Raw genomic sequence first — 24,120 nt, forward strand, 5'->3', positions numbered from 1 at the left:
GCTCCCACATTTTTGACCGAGTCCACATTGGTTCGGTGTTGGGTCAGAAATCCTTGCACAGGCGCAGGGCGTCGTAGATCGCAGCGTGGGTATTGCGCTGGGCCACGCAGTCGCCGATGCGGAACAGCAAGTAGCCCTCCCCCGGCTCGCTCAGGCACGGTTGCGGCTTGATCGCGAACAGCGCCTCAACGTCCATCTGCCCCTTGTTGCGCGCCCCTTGCTTGAGGGCGTAGTAGATTTCTTCGTCCGGACGCACGCCGTTCTCCACCACCACCTGGTCCACCACCCGCTCTTCCTTGGCGCCGGTGTACTCGTTCTCCAGCACGGCGATGAGTTTGTCGCCCTCGCGGTAGACCTTCTCCAGCATCATGTCGCCGGTCATGATCACTTCCTTGGGGTACATGCTGCGGTAGTAGGTCGGGAATGACGTACCGCCGATGGCCACACCAGGCTTGATATCGTCAGTGACGATCTCGACCTGGCAGCCCTTGTCGGCCAAAAAGTCCGCCACCGACATGCCGGTGAATTCGCAGATGGTGTCGTACACCAGCACGTTCTTGCCCGGCGCCACCTTGCCGTCGAGCACGTCCCAACTGCTGACCACCAGGCCTTCTGCCGCGCCCCAGTGTTCGTTCTGCTCGAGGAACGGGTGCCCGCCCACGGCCAGCACCACCACATCGGGACGCAGGTCGAGGATGGTCGCGGCATCGGCCGCCACGCCCAGGCGCAGGTCGACGTTCAGCCGCGCCAGTTCCAGCTGGAACCAGCGGGTGATACCGGCGATCTGGTCGCGCTGCGGTGCCTTGGACGCCGTGGTGATCTGCCCGCCGATAAAGTCTTTTTTCTCCAACAGGGTCACGTCGTGGCCGCGCTCGGCAGCGACCCGCGCCGCTTCCATCCCGGCCGGGCCGGCACCGACCACCACCACTTTGCGCTTGGGCCCGGTGGATTTTTCGATGATGTGCGGCACGCCCATGTATTCACGGGAGGTCGCGGCATTCTGGATGCACAGCACGTCCAGGCCCTGGTACTGGCGGTCGATGCAATAGTTGGCGCCGACACACTGCTTGATCTGGTCGATCTGGCCCATTTTGATCTTGGCGATCAGGTGCGGGTCGGCCATATGCGCGCGGGTCATGCCGACCATGTCCACATAGCCGCCTTCGAGGATGCGCGTGGCCTGGTTCGGGTCCTTGATGTTCTGCGCGTGCAGCACCGGGACCTTGACCACTTCCTTGATCCCGGCGGCCAGGTGCAGGAACGGCTCCGGCGGGAAACTCATATTGGGGATCACGTTGGCCAGGGTGTTGTGCGTGTCGCACCCCGAGCCGACCACGCCGATAAAGTCGAGCATGCCGGTGTCGTCGTAATACTTGGCGATCTGCTTCATGTCCTCGTGGGACAGGCCGTCCGGGTGGAACTCGTCACCGCACAGGCGGATGCCGACGCAAAAATCCGGGCCGACTTCTGCACGCACGGCCTTGAGCACTTCCAGGCCGAATTTCATCCGCCCCTCGAAGCTGCCGCCCCATTCATCGGTACGCTTGTTGACTCGCGGGCTCCAGAACTGGTCGATCATGTGCTGGTGCACCGCCGACAGTTCCACGCCATCCAGGCCACCGGCCTTGGCCCGAGCTGCGGCGCTGGCGTAGTTGCCGATCACCCGCCAGATTTCTTCCGGTTCGATGGTCTTGCAGGTCGCACGGTGTACCGGCTCACGCACGCCGGAGGGCGACATCAGGGTTGGCCAGTTGAAGCCGTCCCAACGCGAGCGACGGCCCATGTGGGTAATCTGGATCATGATCTTGGCGCCATGCTTGTGCATCGCGTCAGCCAGGTTCTGGAAGTGCGGGATGATGCGGTCGGTGGACAGGTTCACCGAACTCCACCACTCCTGCGGGCTGTCGATCGCCACCACCGAGGAGCCGCCACAGATCGCCAGGCCAATACCGCCCTTGGCTTTCTCTTCGTAATACTTCACATAACGCTCGGTGGTCATCCCGCCGTCGGTGGCATACACCTCGGCGTGGGCGGTACTGAGCACGCGGTTGCGGATGGTCAGTTTGCCGATCTGGATCGGCGCAAACATTGCTTCGAAAGCCATGGCACGGTCCTCGGCTTACAACGGCTTGACGGTGAACAAGCCGTCATCGTGGCCCTCTTCGGAGCCTCCGTAGACTTGTTCGGCGACAGTGCGGATCTGGCTGCCGCGCGCTTGCAGAATCTGGTCCATGGCGCCGGCAAACCAGCCGGTGAACATGTAGTCCACTTTGCGCCCGACCTTGCCGTACACATACACAAAGGCCGAGTGTTCGAGCTTGACGCTGGCAGTGCCTTTGTCGAGGTCGATGTCCTGGATCTTGAACAGGCCCCAGCCGCGCTGCGACAGGCGCTTCATGTAGTGCTCGAACACCGCGACGCCTTCCAGGCCGTGGCATTCGGCTTCTTTTTCACACCAGTGCCAGGCCGACTTGTAGCCGGCCTTGTAGAGGATTTCGGCGTAGGCTTCAGCGCCCAGCACTTCCTCGATGCCCATATGGTTGTTGACGAAGAAATGGCGCGGCACGTACAGCATCGGCAGGGCGTCGGAGGTCCAGACACCGGTTTCGCTGTCGACTTCGATAGGCAATTGCGGGGCGATCTTGGCCATGGAAACTTAACTCCAGAAAATTCTTGGTAATGCCCCGGCGCGAATGGCCGGGGGAGAAAAAACGATGGCTTATTCGCCCCAGACGTCTTTCAACACGTTGACCCAGTTTTCACCCATGATCTTGCGCACCACGCGTTCGCTATGGCCGCGCTTGAGCAGGGTCTCGGTCAGGTTGGGGAACTCGCCCACGGTACGAATGCCCAGCGGGTTGATGATTTTGCCGAAGCTGGTCAGGCGGCGGGCGTAGCCCTTATCATGGGTCAGCATTTCGAAGAAATCCTGGCCATGGCCCTGGGTAAAGTCGGTACCGATGCCGATGGCGTCTTCGCCAACAATGTTCATGGTGTACTCGATGGCTTCGGCGTAGTCGTCGATGGTCGAGTCAATGCCCTTGGCCAGGAACGGCGCAAACATGGTCACGCCGACAAAACCACCATGGTCGGCAATGAATTTGAGTTCTGCATCGGATTTGTTGCGCGGGTGCTCTTTGAGCCCGGACGGCAGGCAGTGGGAGTAGCACACCGGTTTTTTCGATTCGAGGATGACTTCTTCGGATGTCTTGGAGCCGACGTGGGACAGGTCGCACATGATGCCGACACGGTTCATCTCGCCGACGATTTCACGCCCGAAGCCCGACAGGCCGCCGTCGCGCTCGTAGCAGCCGGTACCCACCAGGTTCTGGGTGTTGTAGCACATCTGCACCACGCCGACGCCGAGCTGCTTGAAGATCTCGACATAGCCGAGTTGGTCTTCAAAGGCATGGGCATTCTGGAAGCCGAAGATGATGCCGGTCTTGCCCTGCTCCTTGGCGCGGCGGATATCGGCGGTGGTCTTCACCGGGATCACCAGGTCGCTGTTCTCGCGGATCAGGGTCTGGCTGGCCACGATGTTATTGATCGTGGCCTGGAAGCCTTCCCACACCGACACCGTGCAGTTGGCGGCGGTCAGGCCACCCTTGCGCATGTCCTCGAACAGGTCGCGGTTCCACTTGGCAATGATCAGCCCGTCGATAACGATGCTGTCGGCGTGCAGTTCGGCTGGGCTCATCAGGCGTCCCCTTATTGGCGATTCATGCGCCGAATCGTCTGCCGGCGCTTTGGGGCCAGCATATGCCCAGGGGCTGACGGAGCCGGGTGCAAAAACGACAGGGGAATTGCCGAAAGCGTCAATCCACGACAAAGGGTGCACGGACGTGTCTGTCCTGCATCTGTTCTTTGGCCTACGCTTGAGCCAGAATTCGACCCATCCCCTGACATGAGAAGGCGCAATGAAACCGATTTTCCTGGCTTTGGTACTCCTCGCCACCGGCGTCCACGCGGCTGAAGACACCGACAACACGCCGTGTGATGGCATCGAAAACGACAAACAGACCCTGGAATGCGCCTCCTACAACAAAACCACCGCCGAACAGCTGCTCAAGGATAACTACCAGAGCTTGCTGGAACGCATGGGCACTACCTACGCCAGCAACAAGGCACAGTTGGCAGACATCACCGCTCGTCTGAAGGATGCCCAGCAGAAGTGGGAAAAGTTACGGGATGCTGATTGCGCGGTGGATACCTTCCCGGCGGTGACCGGCACCCAGGCCTATGCCATTGCGCAGAATGACTGCCTGGCGCGGATGAGTGATGAGCGGTCGGAGTTTTTGGAGTCGATTGCCCAGGAATAAGCGACAATCGCGCCCATCCTTTTCTCTGAAACAAGGCTATCCATGACTCTCTGCGGCATCGAAATCAAAGGCAGCGAAGCCATTATCGCCGTTGCCGCCCAGGACCTGACCCACGTCGCCCTGGCCACCAAGAAAATCGCCCTCGAGGACGATGACGAGGCCGCCAACGTCAAAGCCTTTGCCCGCCAGGTGGCCGCGTTTGTGCGCGACAACGGCATCACCCGTATCGCGATCAAGAAACGCAGCAAGAAAGGCGAATTCGCCGGCGGCCCGACCACGTTCAAGATTGAAGGGGTATTGCAGTTGCTGGACGGCGTTGAAGTGACGCTGCTGTCGCCGCAGACCATCAATGCGCAGAACAAGAAGCATGACTTTGCATTGCCGGCGACGCTGAACAAGTATCAGCATGAGGCGTTTAAAGCCGCGTGCTCGGCCTTGGTAAAAAAATAAGCCCCACCACACATCCCATGAGGGAGCTGGCTTGCCTGCGATAGCGGTGGGTCAGCAACTTATCTGCCAACTGATACACCGCGATCGCAGGCAAGCCAGCTCCCACATGGGGTCGGCATATGCCCAATAGACTTACACCACCTCCCGCCGCCGATCCTCTCGCGGGCACTTGGCAAACCGCGCCCGGTAGCTGCGGGTGAAATACGACGGCGACTCAAACCCGCAGGCAATGCTCACTTCCAGCACGCTCATGCCGCTCTGGCGCAATAACTGCCGGGCTTTTTCCAGGCGCAGGCCAAGGTAGAAGTTGCTCGGGGTGTCGTTCAGGTGCAGGCGGAACAGGCGCTCCAGCTGTCGCCGCGTAACCTTGATCATCTGCGCCAGCACCAGGGTGCTCAGGGGCGGCTCGGTATGTAGCTCCATCTCGCCAATCACCTGCACCAGCTTCTGGTTGTTGATGCCGTAGCGCGTGGCGATCTGCATGCGCTGGTGGTCTTTGCGCGGGCGGATGCGGCCCAGCACGAATTGCTCGGAAACCTGGATCGCCAGCTCCGGGCCGTGGGCCTGGCTGATCAGGTCGAGCAGCAGGTCGATGGACGCGGTGCCGCCGGCACAGGTGATACGCCGGCGGTCGATCTCGAACAGTTCCTGAGTCACCGTCAGCGCCGGATAGGACTCTTTGAAGGCGTCGATGGCCTCCCAGTGCAGGGTCAGGCGGTAGCCGTCGAGCAGGCCGGCCTGGGCCAGGACGAAGCTGCCGGTGTCGATGGCGCCCAGGGTCACGCCGTCGTGGTCGAGACGGCGCAGCCAGTGCTCCAGGGCCGGAGTGGCGAATTCCAGCGGTTCGAAGCCGGCCACCACCAGTAGGGTCGCGCCTTTTTTCAGCGGCTCCAGGCCGGCGTCGGCATTGACCGACATGCCATTGCTCGCCAACACCGCGCCGCCATCCGCGCTCAATACGTGCCAGCGATACAGTTCACCGCGAAAGCGGTTGGCCACGCGCAGCGGTTCGATGGCGGAGATAAAGCCGATGGCGGAGAACCCCGGCATCAGCAGGAAGTAGAAATCCTGGGACATGGTGCGCACTCGTGAGACGGGTAGCGTGGTCTGTGATACGCCAGTTCCATCGCCCATTCAAGGGCACAAGGTCGCTGCAGTGCAAAAGTGGGTCGCCGCCGTGCGTTTTACCGGGCAGCAAGCTGGGTAACTTGGCTGCACGGTGCACAAAGACGCCGGAACCCACAATAACGACCTGCCGAGGGATCCATCATGAACCGACTGATCAGCCGCTGCGTGCTCGCACTCGGCGCCGTGTTGAGCACCAGCGCCTGGGCCGCCGATGCCGCCTCCTGTAAAAACGTGCGCATGGGCGTGGTGAACTGGACCGACGTGATCGCCACCAGCGCCATGACCCAGGTGCTGCTCGACGGCCTCGGCTACAGCACCAAGCAAACCAGCGCATCCCAGCAAATCATCTTCTCCGGCATTCGCGACCAGCGCCTGGACCTGTTCCTCGGTTACTGGAACCCGCTGATGACCCAGACCATCACACCTTTCGTCGACGCCGGGCAGGTCAAAGTCCTCGACGCGCCCAGCCTCAAGGACGCCCGCGCGACCCTCGCGGTGCCGACCTATCTGGCAGACAAGGGCCTGAAAACCTTCGCCGACATTGCCAAGTTCCAGAAAGAGCTGGGCGGCAAGATCTACGGCATCGAGCCCGGCTCGGGGGCCAATACCCAGATCAAGGCGATGATCGCCAAGAACCAGTTCGGCCTGGGCAAATTCCAACTGGTGGAGTCCAGCGAGGCCGGCATGCTCGCCGCCGTGGACCGCGCCGTGCGTCGCAAGGAAGCGGTGGTGTTTTTCGGCTGGGCGCCGCACCCGATGAACGTCAATGTGCAGATGACCTATCTGTCCGGCAGCGAGGACGCTTTGGGGCCCAACGAAGGTATGGCCACGGTCTGGACCGTCACCACCCCGACCTACGCCGAGCAATGCCCGAATGTGCACAAGCTGCTGACCAACCTGACCTTCACCGCCGCCGACGAGAGCCGGATGATGCAGCCGCTGCTGGAGCACAAGGATGCGTTCGAGTCCGCCAGACAGTGGCTCAAGGATCACCCCCAGGACCAGCAGCGCTGGCTGGAAGGTGTGACCACCTTCGATGGCAAGCCGGCTGCGCAAAACCTGCAACTGAGCAGCCAATAACCTCTTTCAAATCACCGCTTCGCAGCTGATACCGGCTGCGAACGGCATCACTACGCCCGCCTGTAAGGAACCTGCCCCATGAACCACGACGTCATCATCACCTGCGCACTCACCGGTGCTGGCGACACGACCGCCAGAAGCCCCCACGTGCCGGTCACCCCCAAGCAAATCGCTGCAGCAGCAGTAGAAGCGGCCAAAGCCGGCGCCACCGTGGTGCATTGCCATGTGCGCGACCCGCACACCGGCAAATTCAGCCGCGACGTAGCGCTGTACCGCGAACTGATGGAGCGCATCCGCGAGGCGGACATCGACATCATCGTCAACCTCACCGCCGGCATGGGCGGCGACCTGGAAATCGGCGGCGGCGAGCACCCCATGGAGTTCGGCCCCAACACCGACCTGGTCGGCCCATTGACCCGCCTGGCCCACGTCGAAGCGCTGCTGCCGGAAATCTGCACCCTGGACTGCGGCACTCTGAACTTCGGCGATGGTGACACCATTTATGTGTCCACCCCGGCCCAGTTGCGTGCGGGTGCCAAGCGCATCCAGGAACTGGGAGTGAAGGCCGAGCTGGAGATTTTCGATACCGGCCACCTGTGGTTCGCCAAGCAGATGATCAAGGAAGGCTTGCTCGATGACCCGTTGTTCCAACTGTGCCTGGGCATCCCCTGGGGCGCGCCGGCCGACACCACCACCATGAAAGCCATGGTCGACAACCTGCCTGCCGACGCGGTGTGGGCCGGCTTTGGCATCGGCCGCATGCAAATGCCGATGGCGGCGCAGGCGGTGCTGCTGGGCGGCAATGTGCGGGTCGGCCTGGAAGACAATTTGTGGCTGGACAAGGGCGTACTGGCGACCAATGGGCAACTGGTGGAGCGGGCCGGGGAGATCCTCAGCCGCCTGGGCGCGCGAGTGCTGACCCCGGCTGAAGGCCGAACCAAGATGGGCCTGACCAAACGCAGCTAATCCCCCTGCCGCAACCGGCTCCCGCAATGAACCTCTTTAGCACTGGAAATTACCAAAATGAGCTTTATCACCGAAATCAAAACCTTCGCCGCCCTGGGCAGCGGTGTGATCGGCAGCGGCTGGGTGTCCCGCGCCCTCGCCCACGGCCTGGATGTGGTGGCCTGGGACCCGGCGCCCGGCGCCGAAGCCGCCCTGCGCAAGCGCGTCGCCAATGCCTGGGGCGCCCTGGAACAACAGGGCCTGGCGCCGGGCGCCTCCCAGGAGCGTCTGCGTTTTGTCGCGACCATCGAAGAATGCGTGCAAGACGCCGATTTCATCCAGGAAAGCGCCCCCGAACGCCTGGAACTGAAACTGGAACTGCACAGCAAAATCAGCGCGGCGGCCAAACCCGATGCCTTGATCGGCTCCAGCACTTCGGGGCTATTGCCCAGTGAGTTTTATGAAGGCGCCACGCACCCGGAACGCTGCGTGGTCGGCCACCCGTTCAACCCGGTTTACCTGCTGCCGCTGGTAGAAGTGGTCGGTGGCAAACACACCGCGCCCGAAGCAATCCAGGCCGCGATCAAGGTCTACCAATCTCTCGGTATGCGCCCGCTGCATGTGCGCAAGGAAGTCCCGGGGTTTATCGCCGACCGCTTGCTGGAAGCGCTGTGGCGTGAGGCGTTGCACCTGGTCAACGATGGGGTGGCGACCACCGGCGAGATCGACAATGCGATCCGCTTTGGCGCCGGCTTGCGCTGGTCGTTCATGGGCACATTCCTGACCTACACCCTGGCCGGCGGCGATGCCGGGATGCGGCATTTCATGACGCAGTTCGGGCCGGCACTGCAGTTGCCGTGGACGTACCTGCCGGCGCCGGAACTGACCGACAAACTGATTGATGATGTGGTTGATGGCACCCGTGAGCAGTTGGGCAGCCATAGCATTTCGGCGCTGGAACGCTATCGTGATGATTGCCTGCTGGCGGTGCTGGAGGCGGTGAAGACCACCAAGCAAAAACACGGCATGAGCTTCGCCGAATAACGGCGGTTGATATCTGTGGGAGCAGGCAAGCCAGCTCCTGCAGTTGACCGAGTACAGATCTGGAATTGACGACATGCCCGCACTGACGACCTACACCACCAACATCCTCCCTGACTGGGTCGATTACAACGGCCACCTGCGCGATGCGTTTTACCTGCTGATCTTCAGCTACGCCACCGATGCATTGATGGACACCCTGGGCCTGGACAGCGACCACCGCGAAGCCAGCGGCCACTCGCTGTTCACCCTGGAACTGCACCTCAATTACCTGCACGAAGTGAAACTCGGCGCCGAGGTCGAAGTGCATACCCAGTTGATCGCCCATGACAACAAGCGCCTGCATCTGTATCACAGCCTGCACCTGGTGGGCGAAGAGCGGGAGCTGGCGGGCAATGAGCAGATGCTGCTGCATGTCGACCTGGCGGGGCCACGCTCGGCCCCCTTCAGTGAGGGGGTTGCACAGCGGTTGACGGCCATCAGCACCGAGCAATCAGACCTGCCCCGGCCGGCCCTGCTCGGTCGCGTCATCGGCCTACCCGGCAAATAAAAAAAGCCCCGATCAAGCCGTGACAGGATCGGGGCAGAGTGCTTTGTGCGAGCGTGCGGGCCGAGGGTGACCAAACCTTCATTCTGCTTGCTTGAAAACCAGTGTGCCCGCAACCACCCTCGGCAACTGGCCCGAAAACGACCTGCTCATAGTCGTTCCAGCCATCGCGTCATTCAGCCCTTGCCGACCCGCTGGCGGCCCACCAGAATCAAAGGCTCCCCTAACCAGGATGAACATCATGATGCACGCGGATTTGATTGATCAGGATGACCTGCTGAGCCAACTGCGCTCCCTGGGTTTCGAGGTGTCCAGCGGCGCCACCGCCGAGCAGGCCTGTGAATGCGCGGTACGCGGTTTGAGTGAGGCGCGGGCCAAGGCACTCAAGGGTATGGTCGAGCAGATGTACACCAGCAGCGCGACGATTCTGCCGGCGGTGCGCCAGGCGATTGATAAGCAGTTGTTGCCGGCCCTGATGCAGTTCAAACAGAATTCCGGGGCCTGATACATCGCTATCGTCGGCAAGCCAGCTCCCACATTTGAAGGTATTCACAGATCAAAATGTGGGCGCTGGCGTGCCGGCGATGCAGACGCCTCGGCCTACAGCCTTACACTGGCAAACGTCGACTCATTGCGCGCCTGGCTCAACGCCGACATCGGCCCGGCCAGCGGTGACAACACCAGCGCCTGCGGAATCGGCATCATCGCCACTTGCTGGGTGGTGTTGGAACCTACGCGCTCATCCCGTGGCGGAATGCCGAAGTATTCGCGGTAGCACTTGGAGAAGTGCGGCGTGGACACAAACCCGCACACCGAGGCCACTTCGATGATCGACATCGGCGTTTGCTTGAGCAACTGCCGGGCGCGGATCAGGCGCAGCTTGAGGTAGTAGCGCGACGGCGAGCAGTGCAGGTATTTCTGGAACAGCCGCTCCAGCTGACGCCGCGAGACGGCGACATAGACGGCCAATTCATCGAGGTCGATCGGCTCTTCCAGGTTGGCTTCCATCAGCGCGACGATTTCCTGCAGCTTCGGCTGATTGGTGCCGAGCATGTGCTTGAGCGGCACGCGCTGGTGGTCCTGCTCATTGCGGATACGTTCGTACACGAACATCTCGGAAATCGCCGCCGACAGTTCACGGCCATGGTCGCGGCTGATCAGGTGCAACATCATGTCCAGCGGCGCGGTACCACCAGAACTGGTGAAGCGATTGCGGTCGAGGGTGAACAGGCGCGTACTCATCGACACCCGTGGGAAGGCTTCCTGCATCGACGCCAGGCATTCCCAGTGCACGCTGCAATCAAACCCGTCGAGCAAGCCGGCGCAGGCCAGGGCCCAACTGCCGGTGCACACCGCGCCGAGGCGGCGGGACTGGCGCGCCTGGCTTTGCAGCCACGACACATGTTCACGGGTCACGGTGCGCTGGATACCCACGCCGCCGCAGACAATCACGGTGTCCAGGGCCGGGGCTTTGTGCATGGAGCAATCGGGGGTGATTTGCAGGCCATCGCTGGCCCATACCTGGTTGCCGTCGACGCTCAAGGTAGTCCAGCGATACAGCTCGCGGCCGGACAATTGGTTGGCCATGCGCAGTGGTTCCACTGCGGACGCCAGGGAAATCAGCGTGAAATTGTCCAGCAGCAAAAAGCCGATGGATTGAGGCGCACGGTTCTGGGGTTGGGCCCCGGAGTTGAACGACGTCATCGCGGTATCTCCTCACACAAAGCAGGTAATGGCCTCAGGCGAGGCTCTTGTTATTGCGCTCGTCATCCGTCAGGAGAGAGGCTTTGAATTGATAGAGCAAATGCCATGCCTAAAGTTGAATAGGTATTCAATAACTCCTGAAAACGACCTGTTGAGGTGTCTATATAAGCCCGCGCCCGGCGTGGGGATATGACCCGGAAAAAGCCTACACTCAGGGTCTGTGAGCAGATCGGTAGCACTTGTGGGAAGGCGCTTTCAGGGCGTAGGAAAAGTGTGTCACCACACGCACAGGTGATGGGTGGTCGGAAGGGAAATCGTTTGGGGGCTACTTATCTGTTTGCGACGCGCTAAAAGGTGGCGTATCGGGGGTGGAGTGTTCACTTTATGAGCAGTGGGGTTTGACACACCACCATCGCGGGCAAGCCCCAATGCCAGTCAGTTAAACGCAGATCTCCTGTGGGAGCGGGCTTGCTCGCGAAAGCAGTGGGTCAGTCAACATCAATGTTTGCTGGGCCGACGTCTTCGCGGCGATGCGGCGATCCGACAAGCCCGCTCCCACATTTGATCTTCACTGCTTTGAGCATTGCGTTCGCTTAACACTCGACAGCACTCACCGCCAACCCACCCCGCGAGGTCTCCTTGTACTTGTCATGCATATCCGCCCCGGTATCGCGCATGGTGCGGATCACCCGGTCCAGGGAAATAAAGTGCTGGCCGTCGCCCCGCAGGGCCATCTGCGCGGCATTGATCGCCTTGACCGCGGCAATCGCATTGCGCTCGATACACGGCACTTGCACCAGGCCGCCCACCGGGTCGCAGGTCAGGCCCAGGTTGTGTTCCAGGCCGATTTCGGCGGCGTTGCACACCTGCTCCGGCGAGGCGCCAAGAATCTCTGCCAGCCCCGCCGCCGCCATGGCGCAGGCCGAACCGACTTCACCCTGGCAACCCACTTCGGCGCCGGAGATCGACGCATTCTTCTTGCACAGGATGCCGATGGCCGCCGCACCGAGGAAGTAGTCCACCACATTGGCCTCGGTGACTTCTTCGCTGAACTTCATAAAGTAGTGCAGCACCGCCGGGATGATCCCCGCCGCGCCATTGGTGGGTGCGGTGACCATGCGCCCACCGGCGGCGTTTTCTTCGTTGACGGCCAGGGCGAACAGGTTGACCCATTCCATGGCGCTCAAGGTTGAGCCGATCACATTCGGCTTGCCCAGCTCCTGCAAACTGCGGTGCAACTTGGCGGCGCGGCGGCGCACATTCAGGCCGCCGGGCAGGATGCCTTCATGCTTGAGGCCCTGCTCGACACAGTCCTGCATGGCACGCCAGAGTTTCATCAGGCCGCTGCGGATTTCTTCCTCGGAGCGCCAGACCTTTTCATTGGCCAGCATCAGGTCGGCAACCCGCAGGTTGTGGGTGTTGCACAACTGCAACAACTCCACCGCACTGGAAAAATCATAGGGCAGCTCGGTGCGGTCCATATCCGCCACGCCGCTGCGCGCCTGGGCCTCATCCACCACAAAACCGCCCCCCACCGAATAGTAGGTATCGCGATGCAACTCGGTCTGGGCGCCGTAGACCACCAGGGTCATGGCATTGGGATGGAACGGCAGGTTTTCGTCGATCAGGCGCATGTCCCGCGACCACACAAAGGGCACCGGCACACGGTTGTCCAGCAGCAGCGTCTGCGTCTCACGCAGGGTCTCGATACGCGGGCCGATCTGCGACGGATCAATCGCATCCGGCCACTCGCCCATCAGCCCCATGATCACTGCATTGTCGCTGCCATGCCCGATGCCGGTGGCCGACAACGAGCCATACAGCTGAACTTCGACGCGCTGCACCTGTTCCAAAAGAGCACGTTCACGCAAGTCCTGGACGAACAACGCCGCGGCTCGCATGGGGCCGACGGTGTGGGAACTGGACGGCCCGATGCCAATCTTGAACAGGTCGAAAACGCTGATAGCCATTGCGCGAAACTCCTCGATAGCACAGGCCAGGCGCAGTAACGCCTGGTGGCGGAGCTGCTACGCTCAAGTCGCCCAGATGGCGGCATCATCAAGCTTTCGTTGCGCCGTCCGGCGTCTGACACCGACATACCCATGCTCACCAGCGTCGTCCCCTCGCAATGGGGCGTAATCGCCGTTTTTTGCGGCGCAGATCGAGAAAAAGTGCAGTTTTGCCTGTGGAAAAACCTGTATGCGACGTCACCGACACTGGATACGACCATCCCTGTACTGGATGCGACCCACCCTGTAGGCGTCAGATTTTCACTGGTACATGATCAGTCTCGACTCGTTTGCAAGGTACCGAGGCTGCACGTTGCTCGCACGCCCCAACTGCAACACTTATAAGCGCGGTCTCGCACCGCCGGAAAAACACCAGGAGTCCAAACCCATGAAAGGTTCCCCCCCGTTGTTGTTGGCCGCCATGCTGAGTCTTCCCTTTGCGGCCCACGCTGCTGATCCCGAGCAGTGCAGCACCGTCAACTTCTCCGATGTCGGCTGGACCGATATCACCGTCACCACCGCCACCACCAGCGAAATCCTCAAGGGCCTGGGCTACAAGCCCCGAACCACGATGATTTCCGTGCCTGTGACCTACAAGTCCCTGGCCGATGGCAAGAACATGGATATCTTCCTCGGCAACTGGATGCCGACCATGGAAAACGACATCAAGCAGTACCGTGATGCCGGCACCGTGGAAACCGTGCGCGCCAACCTGGAAAACGCCAAGTACACCCTGGCAGTGCCACAAGCGCTGTACGACAAGGGCCTGAAGGACTTTGCCGATATCGCCAAGTTCAAGAAGGAGCTGGGCGGCAAGATCTATGGCATTGAACCGGGCAACGACGGCAACCGCACGATCCAGAGCCTGATCGACAAAAATCAGTTCGGCTTGAAAGACGCAGGTTTCAAGGTGGTCGAGTCCAGTGAGGCGGGGATGCTCTCGCAAGTCGAGCGCGCCACCAAACGGGAGCAGGCCATTGTATTCCTGGGCTGGGAACCGCACCCGATGAACACCCGGTTCAAGATGAAGTACCTGACTGGCGGTGACGATTCATTCGGCCCCAACTACGGCCAGGCCACCATCTACACCAACACCCGCAAGGGCTACGTGCAGGAGTGCAGCAACGTCGGCCAGCTCCTGAAAAACCTGGTGTTCACCCTCGACATGGAAAGCACCCTGATGGGTAACGTCCTCGACGACAAAATGAAACCCGACGCCGCCGCCAAGGCCTGGCTGAAGAAGAACCCGCAAGTGCTCGACACCTGGCTCGCCGGGGTCACCACCCTTGATGGCAAACCAGGACTTGCCGCCGTAAAAGCCTACCTCGACAAGTAACCGCTGACCCTGGGCCGGCGCGCCGGCCCAGGATGTTTCCCTCTTCGCATGTGGACATTCACTACCATGCTGACTGAACAGAAAATCCCACTAGGCCAGTACATCGCTGCCTTCGTCGAATGGTTGACGCAGAACGGCGCCGATTATTTCGACGCGATCGCATCGACACTGGAAACGATGATCCACGGCGTGACGTTTGCGCTGACCTGGTTCAATCCGCTGGCATTGATCGGTCTGATTGCGCTGCTTGCTCACTACATTCAACGTAAGTGGGGGCTGACTGTATTTGTGATTGCCTCCTTCCTGCTGATCCTCAACCTGGGGTACTGGCAGGAAACCATGGAGACCCTGGCCCAGGTGCTGTTCGCCACCCTGGTCTGCGTGGTCATCGGTGTGCCGCTGGGCATTGTTGCCGCGCACAAACCGATGTTCTACACCGTGATGCGCCCGGTGCTCGACTTGATGCAGACCGTGCCGACCTTTGTTTACCTTATCCCGACCCTGACCCTCTTCGGGCTGGGTGTGGTGCCTGGCCTGATCTCCACGGTGGTGTTCGCGATTGCCGCGCCGATCCGCCTGACCTACCTGGGCATCCGCGATGTACCGCAAGAGTTGATGGATGCCGGCAAGGCCTTTGGCTGCTCGCGCCGCCAATTGCTCTCGCGCATCGAACTGCCCCACGCCATGCCGAGCATCGCTGCCGGTATTACCCAATGCATCATGCTGTCGTTGTCGATGGTGGTGATCGCGGCCCTGGTGGGCGCCGACGGCCTCGGCAAACCCGTGGTCAACGCGCTGAACACCGCCGACATTGCCCTGGGCTTTGAAGCCGGCCTGGCGATTGTGCTGCTGGCCATCATGCTCGACCGCATCTGCAAACAACCCGACGCCAAAGTAGGGGGTGATGCATGAGCATTATCCGATTCGACAATGTCGATGTGATTTTTTCCAAAGACCCACGCGAAGCCCTCAAGCTGCTGGACGAGGGAATGCACCGCAATGAAATCCTGAAGAAGACCGGGCAGATCGTCGGCGTGGAAAAGGCCAGCCTGGATATCGAGAAAGGCGAGATCTGCGTGCTGATGGGCCTGTCCGGCTCCGGCAAATCCAGCCTGTTGCGCTGTATCAACGGCCTTAACACCGTGAGCCGTGGCCAGTTGTTTGTCGAACATGAAGGACGCCAGATCGACATCGCCTCATGCACCCCGGCAGAGCTGAAAATGATGCGCACCAAGCGCATCGCCATGGTGTTCCAGAAGTTCGCCCTGATGCCCTGGCTGACCGTGCGTGAAAACATCAGCTTTGGCCTGGAAATGCAGGGCCGCCCCGAAAAGGAACGGCGCAAGCTGGTGGACGAGAAGCTTGAGCTGGTGGGCCTGACCCAATGGCGCAACAAGAAGCCCGACGAACTTTCGGGCGGCATGCAACAGCGCGTCGGCCTGGCCCGCGCCCTGGCGATGGACGCCGATATCCTGCTGATGGACGAACCCTTCTCGGCCCTCGACCCGCTGATCCGCCAAGGCCTGCAGGATGAGTTGCTGGAGCTGCAACGCAAACTGAGCAAGACCATCGTGTTCGTCAGCCACGACCTGGATGAGGCGCTGAAGCTGGGTAGCCGGATCGCGATCATGAAAGACGGCAAGATCATCCAGTACAGCGTGCCGGAAGAGATTGTGCTGAACCCGGCGGACGACTATGTGCGCACCTTCGTCGCCCATACCAACCCGCTGAACGTGTTGTGCGGCCGCAGCCTGATGCGCACCCTGGACAACTGCAAGCGGGTCAACGGCTCGGTATGCCTGGATCCGGGCGGCGATTCGTGGCTGGACCTGGCCGAAGGCAACACCATCCAGGGCGCACGGCAAAATGGCGTGGCAATGAACCTGCAGAACTGGGCGCCGGGGCAAGCCGTGGAAGGCCTGGGGCGGCTACCGACCTTGGTGGATTCGAATATCGGCATGCGCGATGCCTTGCAGATTCGCTACCAGACCGGCAACAAGCTGGTGCTGCACGACAACAACAAAGTGGTGGGGATTCTGGGGGACAGCGAGCTGTACCACGCCCTGCTGGGCAAGAACCTGGGCTAAAAGGCAACACAAAACAAATGTGGGAGCGGGCTTGCTCGCGATTGCAATGTATCAGTCAATGAACCTGGTACTGATACACCGCAATCGCGAGCAAGCCCGCTCCCACATTTTGACCAGATGGTGTCAGTGACGACACCACCCGCCTTCAACCATCAGCTATAGACACGGCCAAGGAGCTGCCGATGGCTTTCAAACTGATCGAGCACATCCCGGGTGATCTGCTCCTGGGTGAAGCCCATCAGGTCGTACTCCTGGCCGCCGTTGTGCAGGTAAACCTCGGCGCGGTAGTAGCGCGCACGCTCCTCGTCGGCCTCGATCGACTCACTCGGCGCCGCCAGGTAGCCGTCCAGGCTCACCTCGTAGACAAACGGGTTGCCTTCCATCTCGATCCGCACGCCAATGCAGCGCTTGGATTTACCCAGCAGCGTCTGCACATCCAGCCCTTGGGCGCGCAGGGCCACGGCGGCTTCTTCCAGCGCCGGGGTGACCTTTCTGTCCATAAAGCGCTGCACCACGGCCTGGCTCGGCTGCAGGTCCTGGGCAGTCAGGCGCTCGCTGAAACCACGACGGCCGCGTTCGGCCAATTGCGCCTGCTCCTGTTCGATGGCCACGTCCTGGCGCATGGCCTTGTGCAAACCGAACATAAAGAAGATCAGCACCACCGAGAACGGCAAGCCCGCCAGCACCACCATGGTCTGCATGGCTTCAAAGTTGCCCGCAAACAGCAAGCCGATGGTCACCAGGGTGATCACCGCCGACCAGAAGATCCGCAGCCAGTGCGGCGCATCCTCATCCACGTTGCCACCTTTGCACGACAGGTTGGCCATCATCACCGCGCCGGAATCCGCCGGCGTCAGGAACAGCACAAAACCCACAAAGATCGACACGCCGATCACCACTTTCGACGCCGGGTAGTACTCCAGCAACTGGTAGATCGCCATGGAGGGTTGCTCCAACGCGGTCTTGCCCAGCTCCACGGCGCCATGGTTGAGCACCAGGTCCAGGGCCGAGTTGCCGAAGATCGACAGCCACGCCAGGGTAAAGCCCAGCGGGATCAGCAGCACGCCCGCCACCAGTTCGCGCACCGTACGGCCACGGGAAATACGCGCGATGAACATGCCCACGAACGGTGCCCAGGAAATCCACCAGGCCCAGTAGAACAGGGTCCACAGGCCCATCCAGCGCTCGGACTTCTCACCATCGCCTTCGTACACGTAGAGGTCGAAGGTTTTCAGCACCAGACCGTTCATGTAGTCGCCGATGTTCTGCACAAAGCCGTTGAGCAGGTGCAGGGTCGGGCCAAACAGCAGCACAAAAATCAGCAGGCCGCTGAACAGCACGATGTTCAGGTTGGACAAGCGACGAATGCCGTTCTCCACGCCCGACACGGCGGCGATGGTCGCCACGGTGCTCATCACGATGATCACGATCAGCAGGTTGGTGTTGCTGTGCTCCATGCCGAACAGGTTTTCCAACCCGGACGACACTTGCATCGAACCAATCCCCAGGTTTGTCACCAGGCCCAGCAGGGTCACGAACATGCCGAAGCCGTCCACCGCGTGACCCGCCGCGCCTTTGACCCAACGCTCGCCCATCAATGGGTACAGCGCCGAACGCAGGGCCAGCGGCTGGTTATGGCGGTATGCGAAGTACGCCACGGCCAGGCCGACCAGCGCGTAGATCGCCCAGCCATGCAGGCCCCAGTGCAGGAAGGTCAGCTGCAACGCCTGGCGCGCGGCCATATGGGTGGCGGCGGCGCCTTCGGGCGGGTTGAAGTAGTGGTCCAACGGCTCGGACGCGCCGAAGTACAGCAACGAAATGCCGATGCCCGAGGAGAACAACATGCCGGCCCAGGCGCCGTAACTGAAGTCCGGGGTATCAGCCTTGCTGCCCAGCTTCAGTTTGCCGTAGGACGAAAACGCCAGGCCCACCACAAATACCAGGTAGGCGGCGATAACCACCATGTAATACCAGCCAAAGCTTTTCGAGAGCCAGGTCTGGGCGACTCCCAGCATTCTGCCGGCCTCTTGCGGGGCGATGATCAGAACGGCGGTCAACAACAGGATCAACGCGGTAGAGGTGTAGAACACCCAACCGTTGACCCGCACTTTTTCCGGTGGGGTCTTTATTAGAGAGGCAGAACTCATGGCACAGAGGCTCCGGGCAGTGCGAGAGAGGACACAAGGCAGCGCTTGACCCACGCCATCGATTTTTCGGCAGTCGACGGACGGGTGTTATAAAGACATCCCGAAAAACCCCAGACCCCAGCAACGCGCTGTCATGGGCTGTTTCAAGGGTTTTTACGGATGTCAGATACGTCTGCCGACACGTAGGAAATACCTGTAGGCAGCGACCATTTGTCGCAGATCTTATTCTTTGTTGATTGAACGTTCAATCAAAACAAAATAGACTGGCCTTCACGCCGACGAACGTTTACGCCCGTCGGCAGGCCTAAGGAGAGGTGCTACATGCCCAAGGTCGGTATGCAACCCATACGCCGCCAGCAGTTGATCGAAGCCACATTGACGGCCATAGATCAGGTCGGGATGGGGGATGCCAGCATTGCGCTGATCGCCCGTTTGGCCGGCGTCTCGAACGGCATCATCAGTCACTACTTTCAGGACAAGAACGGCCTGATCGCCGCAACGATGCGGTACCTGATGAATGTGCTGATCGAGAATGTCCACGAACGCCGGCAGGCATTGAAGGAAGACACCCCGCGGGCGCACCTTCAAGTGATTATCGGCGGCAACTTCGACGCCAGCCAGGTCAACGGCCCGGCAATGAAAACCTGGCTGGCCTTCTGGGCCACCAGCATGCACCACCCGTCTTTGCACAGGTTGCAGCGGATCAACGATCACCGCCTGTATTCCAACCTGTGCTGCCAGTTCCGCCGTGTGCTGCCGCTGGAAGATGCACGCAGCGCAGCCCGAGGCCTGGCGGCCTTGATCGACGGTTTGTGGTTGCGCGGCGCCCTGTCGGGAGACGCTTTCGACACGGAGCAGGCGCAACGGATCGCTTACGAATACATGGATTTCCAATTGGCCAAGCAGGTGAGTTAGAGCACACATAAACGCTCAACCCCTGAACGGCTACTGAACGGTGTTGCCAGAACCTTATGGCTGCACCTTTTGGTGGTTAACGCCAACCACTTATGCACTTGCGAGGACTTTATGGCCCGTTTCGAACTGCAAAAACTCTACATTGACGGCGGCTACAGCGACGCTGGCAGCGATGCCACCTTCGAAGCCATCAACCCGGCTAACGGTGAAGTTCTCGCCAACGTGCAACGCGCCACATTCGAAGACGTTGAGCGTGCGGTGGTCAGCGCCGAAAAGGGCCAGAAAATCTGGGCCGCCATGACCGCCATGGAGCGTTCGCGCATCCTGCGTCGCGCCGTGGAAATCCTGCGCGAGCGCAACGATGAACTGGCGGCCCTGGAAACCCTGGACACCGGTAAATCCTTCTCTGAAACCAAGTACGTCGACATCGTCACCGGCGCCGACGTGCTGGAATACTACGCAGGCCTGGTGCCCGCCATCGAAGGCGAGCAGATCCCGCTGCGTACCACCTCGTTCGTCTACACCCGCCGCGAGCCGCTGGGCGTGGTCGCCGGTATCGGCGCGTGGAACTACCCGATCCAGATCGCCCTGTGGAAGTCCGCCCCAGCCCTGGCTGCCGGCAACGCGATGATCTTCAAGCCAAGCGAAGTCACCTCGCTGACCACCCTGAAACTGGCCGAAATCTACACCGAAGCTGGCGTGCCGGATGGCGTGTTCAACGTTCTGACCGGTAGCGGTCGTGAAGTCGGCACCTGGCTGACCGAGCACCCACGCATCGAGAAAATCTCCTTCACCGGCGGCACCGACACCGGCAAGAAGGTCATGGCCAGCGCTTCGAGCTCCTCGCTCAAAGACGTCACCATGGAACTGGGCGGCAAATCCCCGCTGATCATTTTCGACGACGCCGACCTGGATCGCGCCGCCGACACCGCGATGATGGCCAACTTCTACAGCTCCGGCCAGGTCTGCACCAACGGCACCCGTGTGTTCATTCCAAAGCACCTGCAAGCCGCCTTTGAAGCCAAGATCGTTGAGCGTGTTGCGCGCATCCGCGTTGGCAACCCAGAAGACGAAAACACCAACTTCGGCCCACTGGTCAGCTTCGCCCACATGGAAAGCGTGCTGGGCTACATCGCCAAGGGCAAGGAAGAAGGCGCACGCCTGCTGTGCGGCGGCGACCGCCTGACCGACGGCGACTTCGCCAAGGGCGCATTCGTGGCACCGACCGTGTTCACTGACTGCACCGACGACATGACCATCGTGCGTGAAGAAATCTTTGGCCCGGTGATGAGCATCCTCACCTACGAGACCGAAGAAGAAGTGATCCGTCGTGCCAACGACACCGACTTCGGCTTGGCCGCGGGCCTGGTGACCAAGGACCTGAACCGCGCCCACCGCGTGATTCATCAGTTGGAAGCGGGTATCTGCTGGATCAACGCCTGGGGCGAGTCCGACGCGAAAATGCCGGTTGGCGGCTACAAGCAGTCGGGTGTGGGCCGTGAGAACGGCATCAGCTCGCTGAACAACTTCACCCGCATCAAATCGGTACAGGTTGAGCTGGGCGACTACGCCTCGGTGTTCTAAACCCGAGTTCTGTATTGCCTGCGGGGCCGCTATCGCGGGCGAGCCCGGCTCCCACATTTTGATTGTGGGAGCTGGCTTACCTGCGATGGGGCCCGACCTGACCAACTCCAAAGAGGGTGCATTTATGTCCCAAGAATACGACTACATCATTGTGGGTGCCGGCTCCGCCGGTAACACCCTGGCGACCCGTCTGACCGAAGACGAAGGCGTCACCGTTTTGCTGCTGGAAGCCGGCGGCCCCGACTACCGCCTGGACTTCCGCACCCAGATGCCCGCCGCCCTGGCATTCCCGCTGCAAGGCCGCCGCTACAACTGGGCCTACGAAACCGATCCAGAGCCACATATGGACGGCCGTCGTATGGAATGTGGTCGCGGCAAGGGCCTGGGTGGCTCGTCGCTGATCAACGGCATGTGCTACATCCGTGGCAACGCCATGGACTACGACAACTGGGCAAAACTGCCAGGCCTGGAAGACTGGAGCTACCTCGACTGCCTGCCGTATTTCCGCAAGGCCGAAACCCGCGACATCGGCCCGAACGACTACCACGGTGGCGAAGGTCCGGTCAGCGTGACCACGCCTAAAGCCGGTAACAACCCGCTGTTCCACGCCATGGTTGAAGCTGGCGTGCAGGCCGGTTACCCGCGTACCGAAGACTTGAACGGCTACCAACAGGAAGGTTTCGGCCCGATGGACCGTACCGTGACGCCGAACGGCCGTCGCGCCAGTACCGCCCGTGGCTACCTGGACACCGCCAAGAAGCGCTCGACCCTGACCATCGTCACCCATGCCCTGGCCGACAAAGTGTTGTTCGAAGGCAAGCGTGCGGTCGGTGTGCGTTACCTGATCGGTGCCGCCGAAGAGCGTGTTGAAGCCCGCGCGCGCAAAGAAGTGCTGGTATGCAGCGGCGCCATCGCCTCGCCGCAATTGCTGCAACGTTCCGGTGTAGGCCCGGCCAAACTCCTGGAAAGCCTCGACATCCCGGTGGTCCACGACCTGCCAGGCGTCGGTGAAAACCTGCAGGATCACCTGGAGCTTTACCTGCAATACGCCTGCACCCAGCCGGTCTCGCTGTACCCGTCGCTGCTCTGGTACAACCAGCCAGCCATTGGTGCCGAATGGCTGTTCAACGGCACCGGCATCGGCGCCAGCAACCAGTTCGAAGCGGGCGGTTTTATCCGTACCCGTGAAGAATTCGAATGGCCGAACATCCAGTACCACTTCCTGCCGGTCGCGATTAACTACAACGGCAGCAACGGTGTGAAAGAGCACGGTTTCCAGGCGCACATGGGCTCCATGCGTTCGCCGAGCCGTGGCCGCGTGCAAGTGAAGTCGAAGAACCCACGGGACTACCCGAGCATCCTCTTCAACTACATGGCCACCGAGCAGGACTGGCAGGAGTTCCGCGATGGCATCCGCCTGACCCGTGAAATCATGCAGCAGCCGGCACTGGACGCGTTCCGTGGCCGTGAAATCAGCCCGGGCATCGACGTGCAAACCGACGAGCAACTGGACAAGTTCATCCGCGAGCACGCCGAAACCGCGTTCCACCCGTCCTGCTCGTGCAAGATGGGCACCGACGAAATGGCTGTGGTCGATGGCGAAGGCCGCGTGCATGGCATGCAGGGCCTGCGGGTGGTCGATGCGTCGATCATGCCGATCATCACCACCGGCAACCTGAACGCGCCAACCATCATGATCGCCGAAAAAATCGCCGACAAGATGCGTGGCCGCCAGTTGCCGCGCAGCACCGCGGACTACTACGTGGCCGGCGATGCGCCGGTGCGTGGCAAGCCGTTGCGTGAAGTGGGTCCGACCGCGCAGTAACCGTTACACCGCGGCGCTCTTATCGCAGGCAAGCCCGCTCCCACATTTGAACGTATTCACACATCAAAATGTGGGAGGGGGCTTGCTCCCGATAAGACCCGACCAGCCAACACCCATCTTCCCAGACTCTTCCTACACTGCCCCGCCCTTGATCCCACCCCCCGCGCCGGCCTAATCTAGTCCCTCGCGCAAACGTTTCACCTTCCTACCGACACGCCGGCTTCTGCCTGGCCACGAGGCTTTCTCATGTTTGATGTCGTTTCTTCGAGCAAATGGCCTACCGGCTTCCTGATCAATCCAAACGTTGAACCGCTGGACCCAAAATGGCTGAAGGAATTCAGCAAGATCCCGGCGGCGGCCGTCAGCGACTGCCTGGGCCGTAACGTCGGTGGCCTGGGCCTGAAAGCCTTCCACGGCAATGCACCGATGCTCGGCAGCGCCCTCACCGTGCGGGTGCGCCCCGGTGACAACCTGATGATTCTCAAAGCCATGCAGATGGCCCGCCCGGGCGATGTGCTGGTGATCGACGGCAGCGCCGACCTGACCCGCGCGGTGTTCGGCGGCATCATGCGCGCCATGGCCCTGAAGGCTGGCATTGTCGGTGTGGTGATCAACGGCGCCCTGCGCGACCTCGACGAATGGCAGACCGGCGAACTGCCGGCCTACGCCATCGGCGGCGTACACCGTGGCCCGAGCACTGACGGCGGCGGCGAGATCAACGTGCCGATCTCCTGCGCTGGCATGCTGGTAGCCCCTGGCGACCTGATGATCGGCGATGGCGACGGCGTGGTCGCCGCCTCGCGCAGCGAACTGCCGGAATTGCTGGTGCGCTGCCATGACCTGCTGGCCCGCGAGAAAGCCACACTGGCTGCCATCGAAGCTGGCACCCTGGACCCTGACCGCTTTGACGCCATCCTGCGCGCCAAGGGTTGCCCGGTCTAAAGCCAAGGCAAAAGCATCGCAGGCAAGCCTGCTCCCACATTTTGATTTGTGAGCACATTCA

21 protein-coding genes are annotated in these 24,120 nt (G+C 61.2%); 14 read left to right on the plus strand and 7 right to left on the minus strand.

Annotated features, from left to right (window positions below):
- Positions 1-43: 43 nt before the first annotated feature.
- The 3 genes from dgcA to JFT44_RS02675 form a co-directional block, all read right to left on the minus strand.
- Entirely contained in the window at positions 44-2,104 is a 2,061-nt protein-coding gene (gene dgcA, locus JFT44_RS02665; RefSeq protein ID WP_057960840.1) for a dimethylglycine demethylation protein DgcA, read from the minus strand.
- A gap of 15 nt (positions 2,105-2,119) precedes the next feature.
- The gene (locus JFT44_RS02670) at positions 2,120-2,650 is read right to left on the minus strand and encodes a DUF5943 domain-containing protein (protein ID WP_027606002.1); all 531 of its coding nucleotides are present in this window, start codon (positions 2,648-2,650) and stop codon (positions 2,120-2,122) included.
- Between the two features lie 69 nt (positions 2,651-2,719).
- On the minus strand, positions 2,720-3,697 hold the full coding sequence (locus JFT44_RS02675) for a dipeptidase (protein WP_032858660.1): 978 nt from the start codon (positions 3,695-3,697) through the stop codon (positions 2,720-2,722).
- A gap of 220 nt (positions 3,698-3,917) precedes the next feature.
- Between JFT44_RS02675 and JFT44_RS02680 the strand changes: the two genes are divergently transcribed.
- Positions 3,918-4,319, plus strand: a complete 402-nt coding sequence (locus JFT44_RS02680) for a lysozyme inhibitor LprI family protein (protein WP_057960841.1) — start codon at positions 3,918-3,920, stop codon at positions 4,317-4,319.
- A gap of 42 nt (positions 4,320-4,361) precedes the next feature.
- The gene (locus JFT44_RS02685) at positions 4,362-4,769 is read left to right on the plus strand and encodes a DUF3010 family protein (RefSeq protein ID WP_057960842.1); all 408 of its coding nucleotides are present in this window, start codon (positions 4,362-4,364) and stop codon (positions 4,767-4,769) included.
- Positions 4,770-4,901: 132 nt separating this feature from the next.
- Here JFT44_RS02685 and JFT44_RS02690 read toward each other — a convergent pair whose 3' ends face one another.
- Positions 4,902-5,846, minus strand: coding sequence for a GlxA family transcriptional regulator (locus tag JFT44_RS02690; RefSeq protein WP_057960843.1), 945 nt, complete (start codon positions 5,844-5,846; stop codon positions 4,902-4,904).
- A gap of 192 nt (positions 5,847-6,038) precedes the next feature.
- Here JFT44_RS02690 and JFT44_RS02695 point away from each other — a divergent pair, with 192 nt between their 5' ends.
- The 5 genes from JFT44_RS02695 to JFT44_RS02715 all read left to right on the plus strand — a co-directional run bounded on the left by JFT44_RS02695 (position 6,039) and on the right by JFT44_RS02715 (position 10,015).
- Complete coding sequence (locus JFT44_RS02695) at positions 6,039-6,977, plus strand: choline ABC transporter substrate-binding protein (protein WP_198799506.1); 939 nt, start codon at positions 6,039-6,041, stop codon at positions 6,975-6,977.
- Between the two features lie 78 nt (positions 6,978-7,055).
- Positions 7,056-7,943, plus strand: a complete 888-nt coding sequence (locus tag JFT44_RS02700) for a 3-keto-5-aminohexanoate cleavage protein (protein WP_128593314.1) — start codon at positions 7,056-7,058, stop codon at positions 7,941-7,943.
- Positions 7,944-8,000: 57 nt separating this feature from the next.
- Positions 8,001-8,966 carry an L-carnitine dehydrogenase gene (locus tag JFT44_RS02705; protein WP_198830333.1) on the plus strand — a complete coding sequence of 322 codons (966 nt, stop codon included), beginning with the start codon at positions 8,001-8,003 and terminating at the stop codon, positions 8,964-8,966.
- Positions 8,967-9,039: 73 nt separating this feature from the next.
- The gene (locus JFT44_RS02710) at positions 9,040-9,513 is read left to right on the plus strand and encodes a thioesterase family protein (protein ID WP_057440254.1); all 474 of its coding nucleotides are present in this window, start codon (positions 9,040-9,042) and stop codon (positions 9,511-9,513) included.
- A gap of 238 nt (positions 9,514-9,751) precedes the next feature.
- On the plus strand, positions 9,752-10,015 hold the full coding sequence (locus JFT44_RS02715; RefSeq protein ID WP_057440253.1) for a hypothetical protein: 264 nt from the start codon (positions 9,752-9,754) through the stop codon (positions 10,013-10,015).
- A gap of 95 nt (positions 10,016-10,110) precedes the next feature.
- Here the strand turns inward: JFT44_RS02715 and JFT44_RS02720 are convergent, their stop codons facing one another.
- Positions 10,111-11,214 (minus strand): GlxA family transcriptional regulator, encoded by a 1,104-nt coding sequence (locus JFT44_RS02720; protein ID WP_029300670.1) that lies wholly within the window; start codon positions 11,212-11,214, stop codon positions 10,111-10,113.
- A gap of 593 nt (positions 11,215-11,807) precedes the next feature.
- Complete coding sequence (locus JFT44_RS02725) at positions 11,808-13,184, minus strand: L-serine ammonia-lyase (protein ID WP_057440252.1); 1,377 nt, start codon at positions 13,182-13,184, stop codon at positions 11,808-11,810.
- A gap of 427 nt (positions 13,185-13,611) precedes the next feature.
- On the opposite strand from JFT44_RS02725, the gene JFT44_RS02730 reads away from it, so the two are divergent.
- The 3 genes from JFT44_RS02730 (at position 13,612) to choV (ending at position 16,646) form a co-directional block, all read left to right on the plus strand.
- Positions 13,612-14,559: a choline ABC transporter substrate-binding protein gene (locus tag JFT44_RS02730; RefSeq protein ID WP_057960844.1), complete on the plus strand. Its 948-nt coding sequence runs from the start codon at positions 13,612-13,614 to the stop codon at positions 14,557-14,559.
- Between the two features lie 66 nt (positions 14,560-14,625).
- Positions 14,626-15,471: a choline ABC transporter permease subunit gene (choW, locus tag JFT44_RS02735; protein ID WP_057440251.1), complete on the plus strand. Its 846-nt coding sequence runs from the start codon at positions 14,626-14,628 to the stop codon at positions 15,469-15,471.
- Entirely contained in the window at positions 15,468-16,646 is a 1,179-nt protein-coding gene (gene choV, locus JFT44_RS02740) for a choline ABC transporter ATP-binding protein (RefSeq protein WP_029300678.1), read from the plus strand. Before choW ends, choV begins: the two co-directional genes overlap by 4 nt.
- A 152-nt stretch (positions 16,647-16,798) precedes the next feature.
- On the opposite strand, the gene JFT44_RS02745 is transcribed toward choV, so the two are convergent.
- Complete coding sequence (locus JFT44_RS02745) at positions 16,799-18,736, minus strand: BCCT family transporter (RefSeq protein WP_225923893.1); 1,938 nt, start codon at positions 18,734-18,736, stop codon at positions 16,799-16,801.
- 378 nt (positions 18,737-19,114) lie between these two features.
- Here JFT44_RS02745 and betI point away from each other — a divergent pair, with 378 nt between their 5' ends.
- The 4 genes from betI (at position 19,115) to JFT44_RS02765 (ending at position 24,059) form a co-directional block, all read left to right on the plus strand.
- Positions 19,115-19,708, plus strand: coding sequence for a transcriptional regulator BetI (betI, locus tag JFT44_RS02750; protein WP_057440248.1), 594 nt, complete (start codon positions 19,115-19,117; stop codon positions 19,706-19,708).
- A 111-nt stretch (positions 19,709-19,819) separates the two neighbouring features.
- Positions 19,820-21,292 (plus strand): betaine-aldehyde dehydrogenase, encoded by a 1,473-nt coding sequence (betB, locus tag JFT44_RS02755; RefSeq protein WP_057444317.1) that lies wholly within the window; start codon positions 19,820-19,822, stop codon positions 21,290-21,292.
- A gap of 124 nt (positions 21,293-21,416) precedes the next feature.
- A complete protein-coding gene (gene betA / locus JFT44_RS02760) occupies positions 21,417-23,117 on the plus strand; it encodes a choline dehydrogenase (protein WP_057440344.1) in 1,701 nt (566 codons plus the stop codon).
- Positions 23,118-23,363: 246 nt separating this feature from the next.
- The gene (locus tag JFT44_RS02765; protein WP_029297314.1) at positions 23,364-24,059 is read left to right on the plus strand and encodes an RraA family protein; all 696 of its coding nucleotides are present in this window, start codon (positions 23,364-23,366) and stop codon (positions 24,057-24,059) included.
- The last annotated feature ends 61 nt before the right edge of the window (positions 24,060-24,120 follow it).

The sequence above is a fragment of the Pseudomonas sp. MF5691 genome, assembly GCF_016405645.1.
Lineage (GTDB): Bacteria > Pseudomonadota > Gammaproteobacteria > Pseudomonadales > Pseudomonadaceae > Aquipseudomonas > Aquipseudomonas shahriarae.

Excerpts from the sequence above, each read along its gene's own strand:
- dgcA (WP_057960840.1), bottom strand. The coding sequence starts at position 2,104 with ATGGCTTTCGAAGCAATGTTTGCGCCGATCCAGATCGGCAAACTGACC.
- JFT44_RS02670 (WP_027606002.1), bottom strand. The coding sequence starts at position 2,650 with ATGGCCAAGATCGCCCCGCAATTGCCTATCGAAGTCGACAGCGAAACC.
- JFT44_RS02675 (WP_032858660.1), bottom strand. The coding sequence starts at position 3,697 with ATGAGCCCAGCCGAACTGCACGCCGACAGCATCGTTATCGACGGGCTG.
- JFT44_RS02680 (WP_057960841.1), top strand. The coding sequence starts at position 3,918 with ATGAAACCGATTTTCCTGGCTTTGGTACTCCTCGCCACCGGCGTCCAC.
- JFT44_RS02685 (WP_057960842.1), top strand. The coding sequence starts at position 4,362 with ATGACTCTCTGCGGCATCGAAATCAAAGGCAGCGAAGCCATTATCGCC.
- JFT44_RS02690 (WP_057960843.1), bottom strand. The coding sequence starts at position 5,846 with ATGTCCCAGGATTTCTACTTCCTGCTGATGCCGGGGTTCTCCGCCATC.
- JFT44_RS02695 (WP_198799506.1), top strand. The coding sequence starts at position 6,039 with ATGAACCGACTGATCAGCCGCTGCGTGCTCGCACTCGGCGCCGTGTTG.
- JFT44_RS02700 (WP_128593314.1), top strand. The coding sequence starts at position 7,056 with ATGAACCACGACGTCATCATCACCTGCGCACTCACCGGTGCTGGCGAC.
- JFT44_RS02705 (WP_198830333.1), top strand. The coding sequence starts at position 8,001 with ATGAGCTTTATCACCGAAATCAAAACCTTCGCCGCCCTGGGCAGCGGT.
- JFT44_RS02710 (WP_057440254.1), top strand. The coding sequence starts at position 9,040 with ATGCCCGCACTGACGACCTACACCACCAACATCCTCCCTGACTGGGTC.
- JFT44_RS02715 (WP_057440253.1), top strand. The coding sequence starts at position 9,752 with ATGATGCACGCGGATTTGATTGATCAGGATGACCTGCTGAGCCAACTG.
- JFT44_RS02720 (WP_029300670.1), bottom strand. The coding sequence starts at position 11,214 with ATGACGTCGTTCAACTCCGGGGCCCAACCCCAGAACCGTGCGCCTCAA.
- JFT44_RS02725 (WP_057440252.1), bottom strand. The coding sequence starts at position 13,184 with ATGGCTATCAGCGTTTTCGACCTGTTCAAGATTGGCATCGGGCCGTCC.
- JFT44_RS02730 (WP_057960844.1), top strand. The coding sequence starts at position 13,612 with ATGAAAGGTTCCCCCCCGTTGTTGTTGGCCGCCATGCTGAGTCTTCCC.
- choW (WP_057440251.1), top strand. The coding sequence starts at position 14,626 with ATGCTGACTGAACAGAAAATCCCACTAGGCCAGTACATCGCTGCCTTC.
- choV (WP_029300678.1), top strand. The coding sequence starts at position 15,468 with ATGAGCATTATCCGATTCGACAATGTCGATGTGATTTTTTCCAAAGAC.
- betI (WP_057440248.1), top strand. The coding sequence starts at position 19,115 with ATGCCCAAGGTCGGTATGCAACCCATACGCCGCCAGCAGTTGATCGAA.
- betB (WP_057444317.1), top strand. The coding sequence starts at position 19,820 with ATGGCCCGTTTCGAACTGCAAAAACTCTACATTGACGGCGGCTACAGC.
- betA (WP_057440344.1), top strand. The coding sequence starts at position 21,417 with ATGTCCCAAGAATACGACTACATCATTGTGGGTGCCGGCTCCGCCGGT.
- JFT44_RS02765 (WP_029297314.1), top strand. The coding sequence starts at position 23,364 with ATGTTTGATGTCGTTTCTTCGAGCAAATGGCCTACCGGCTTCCTGATC.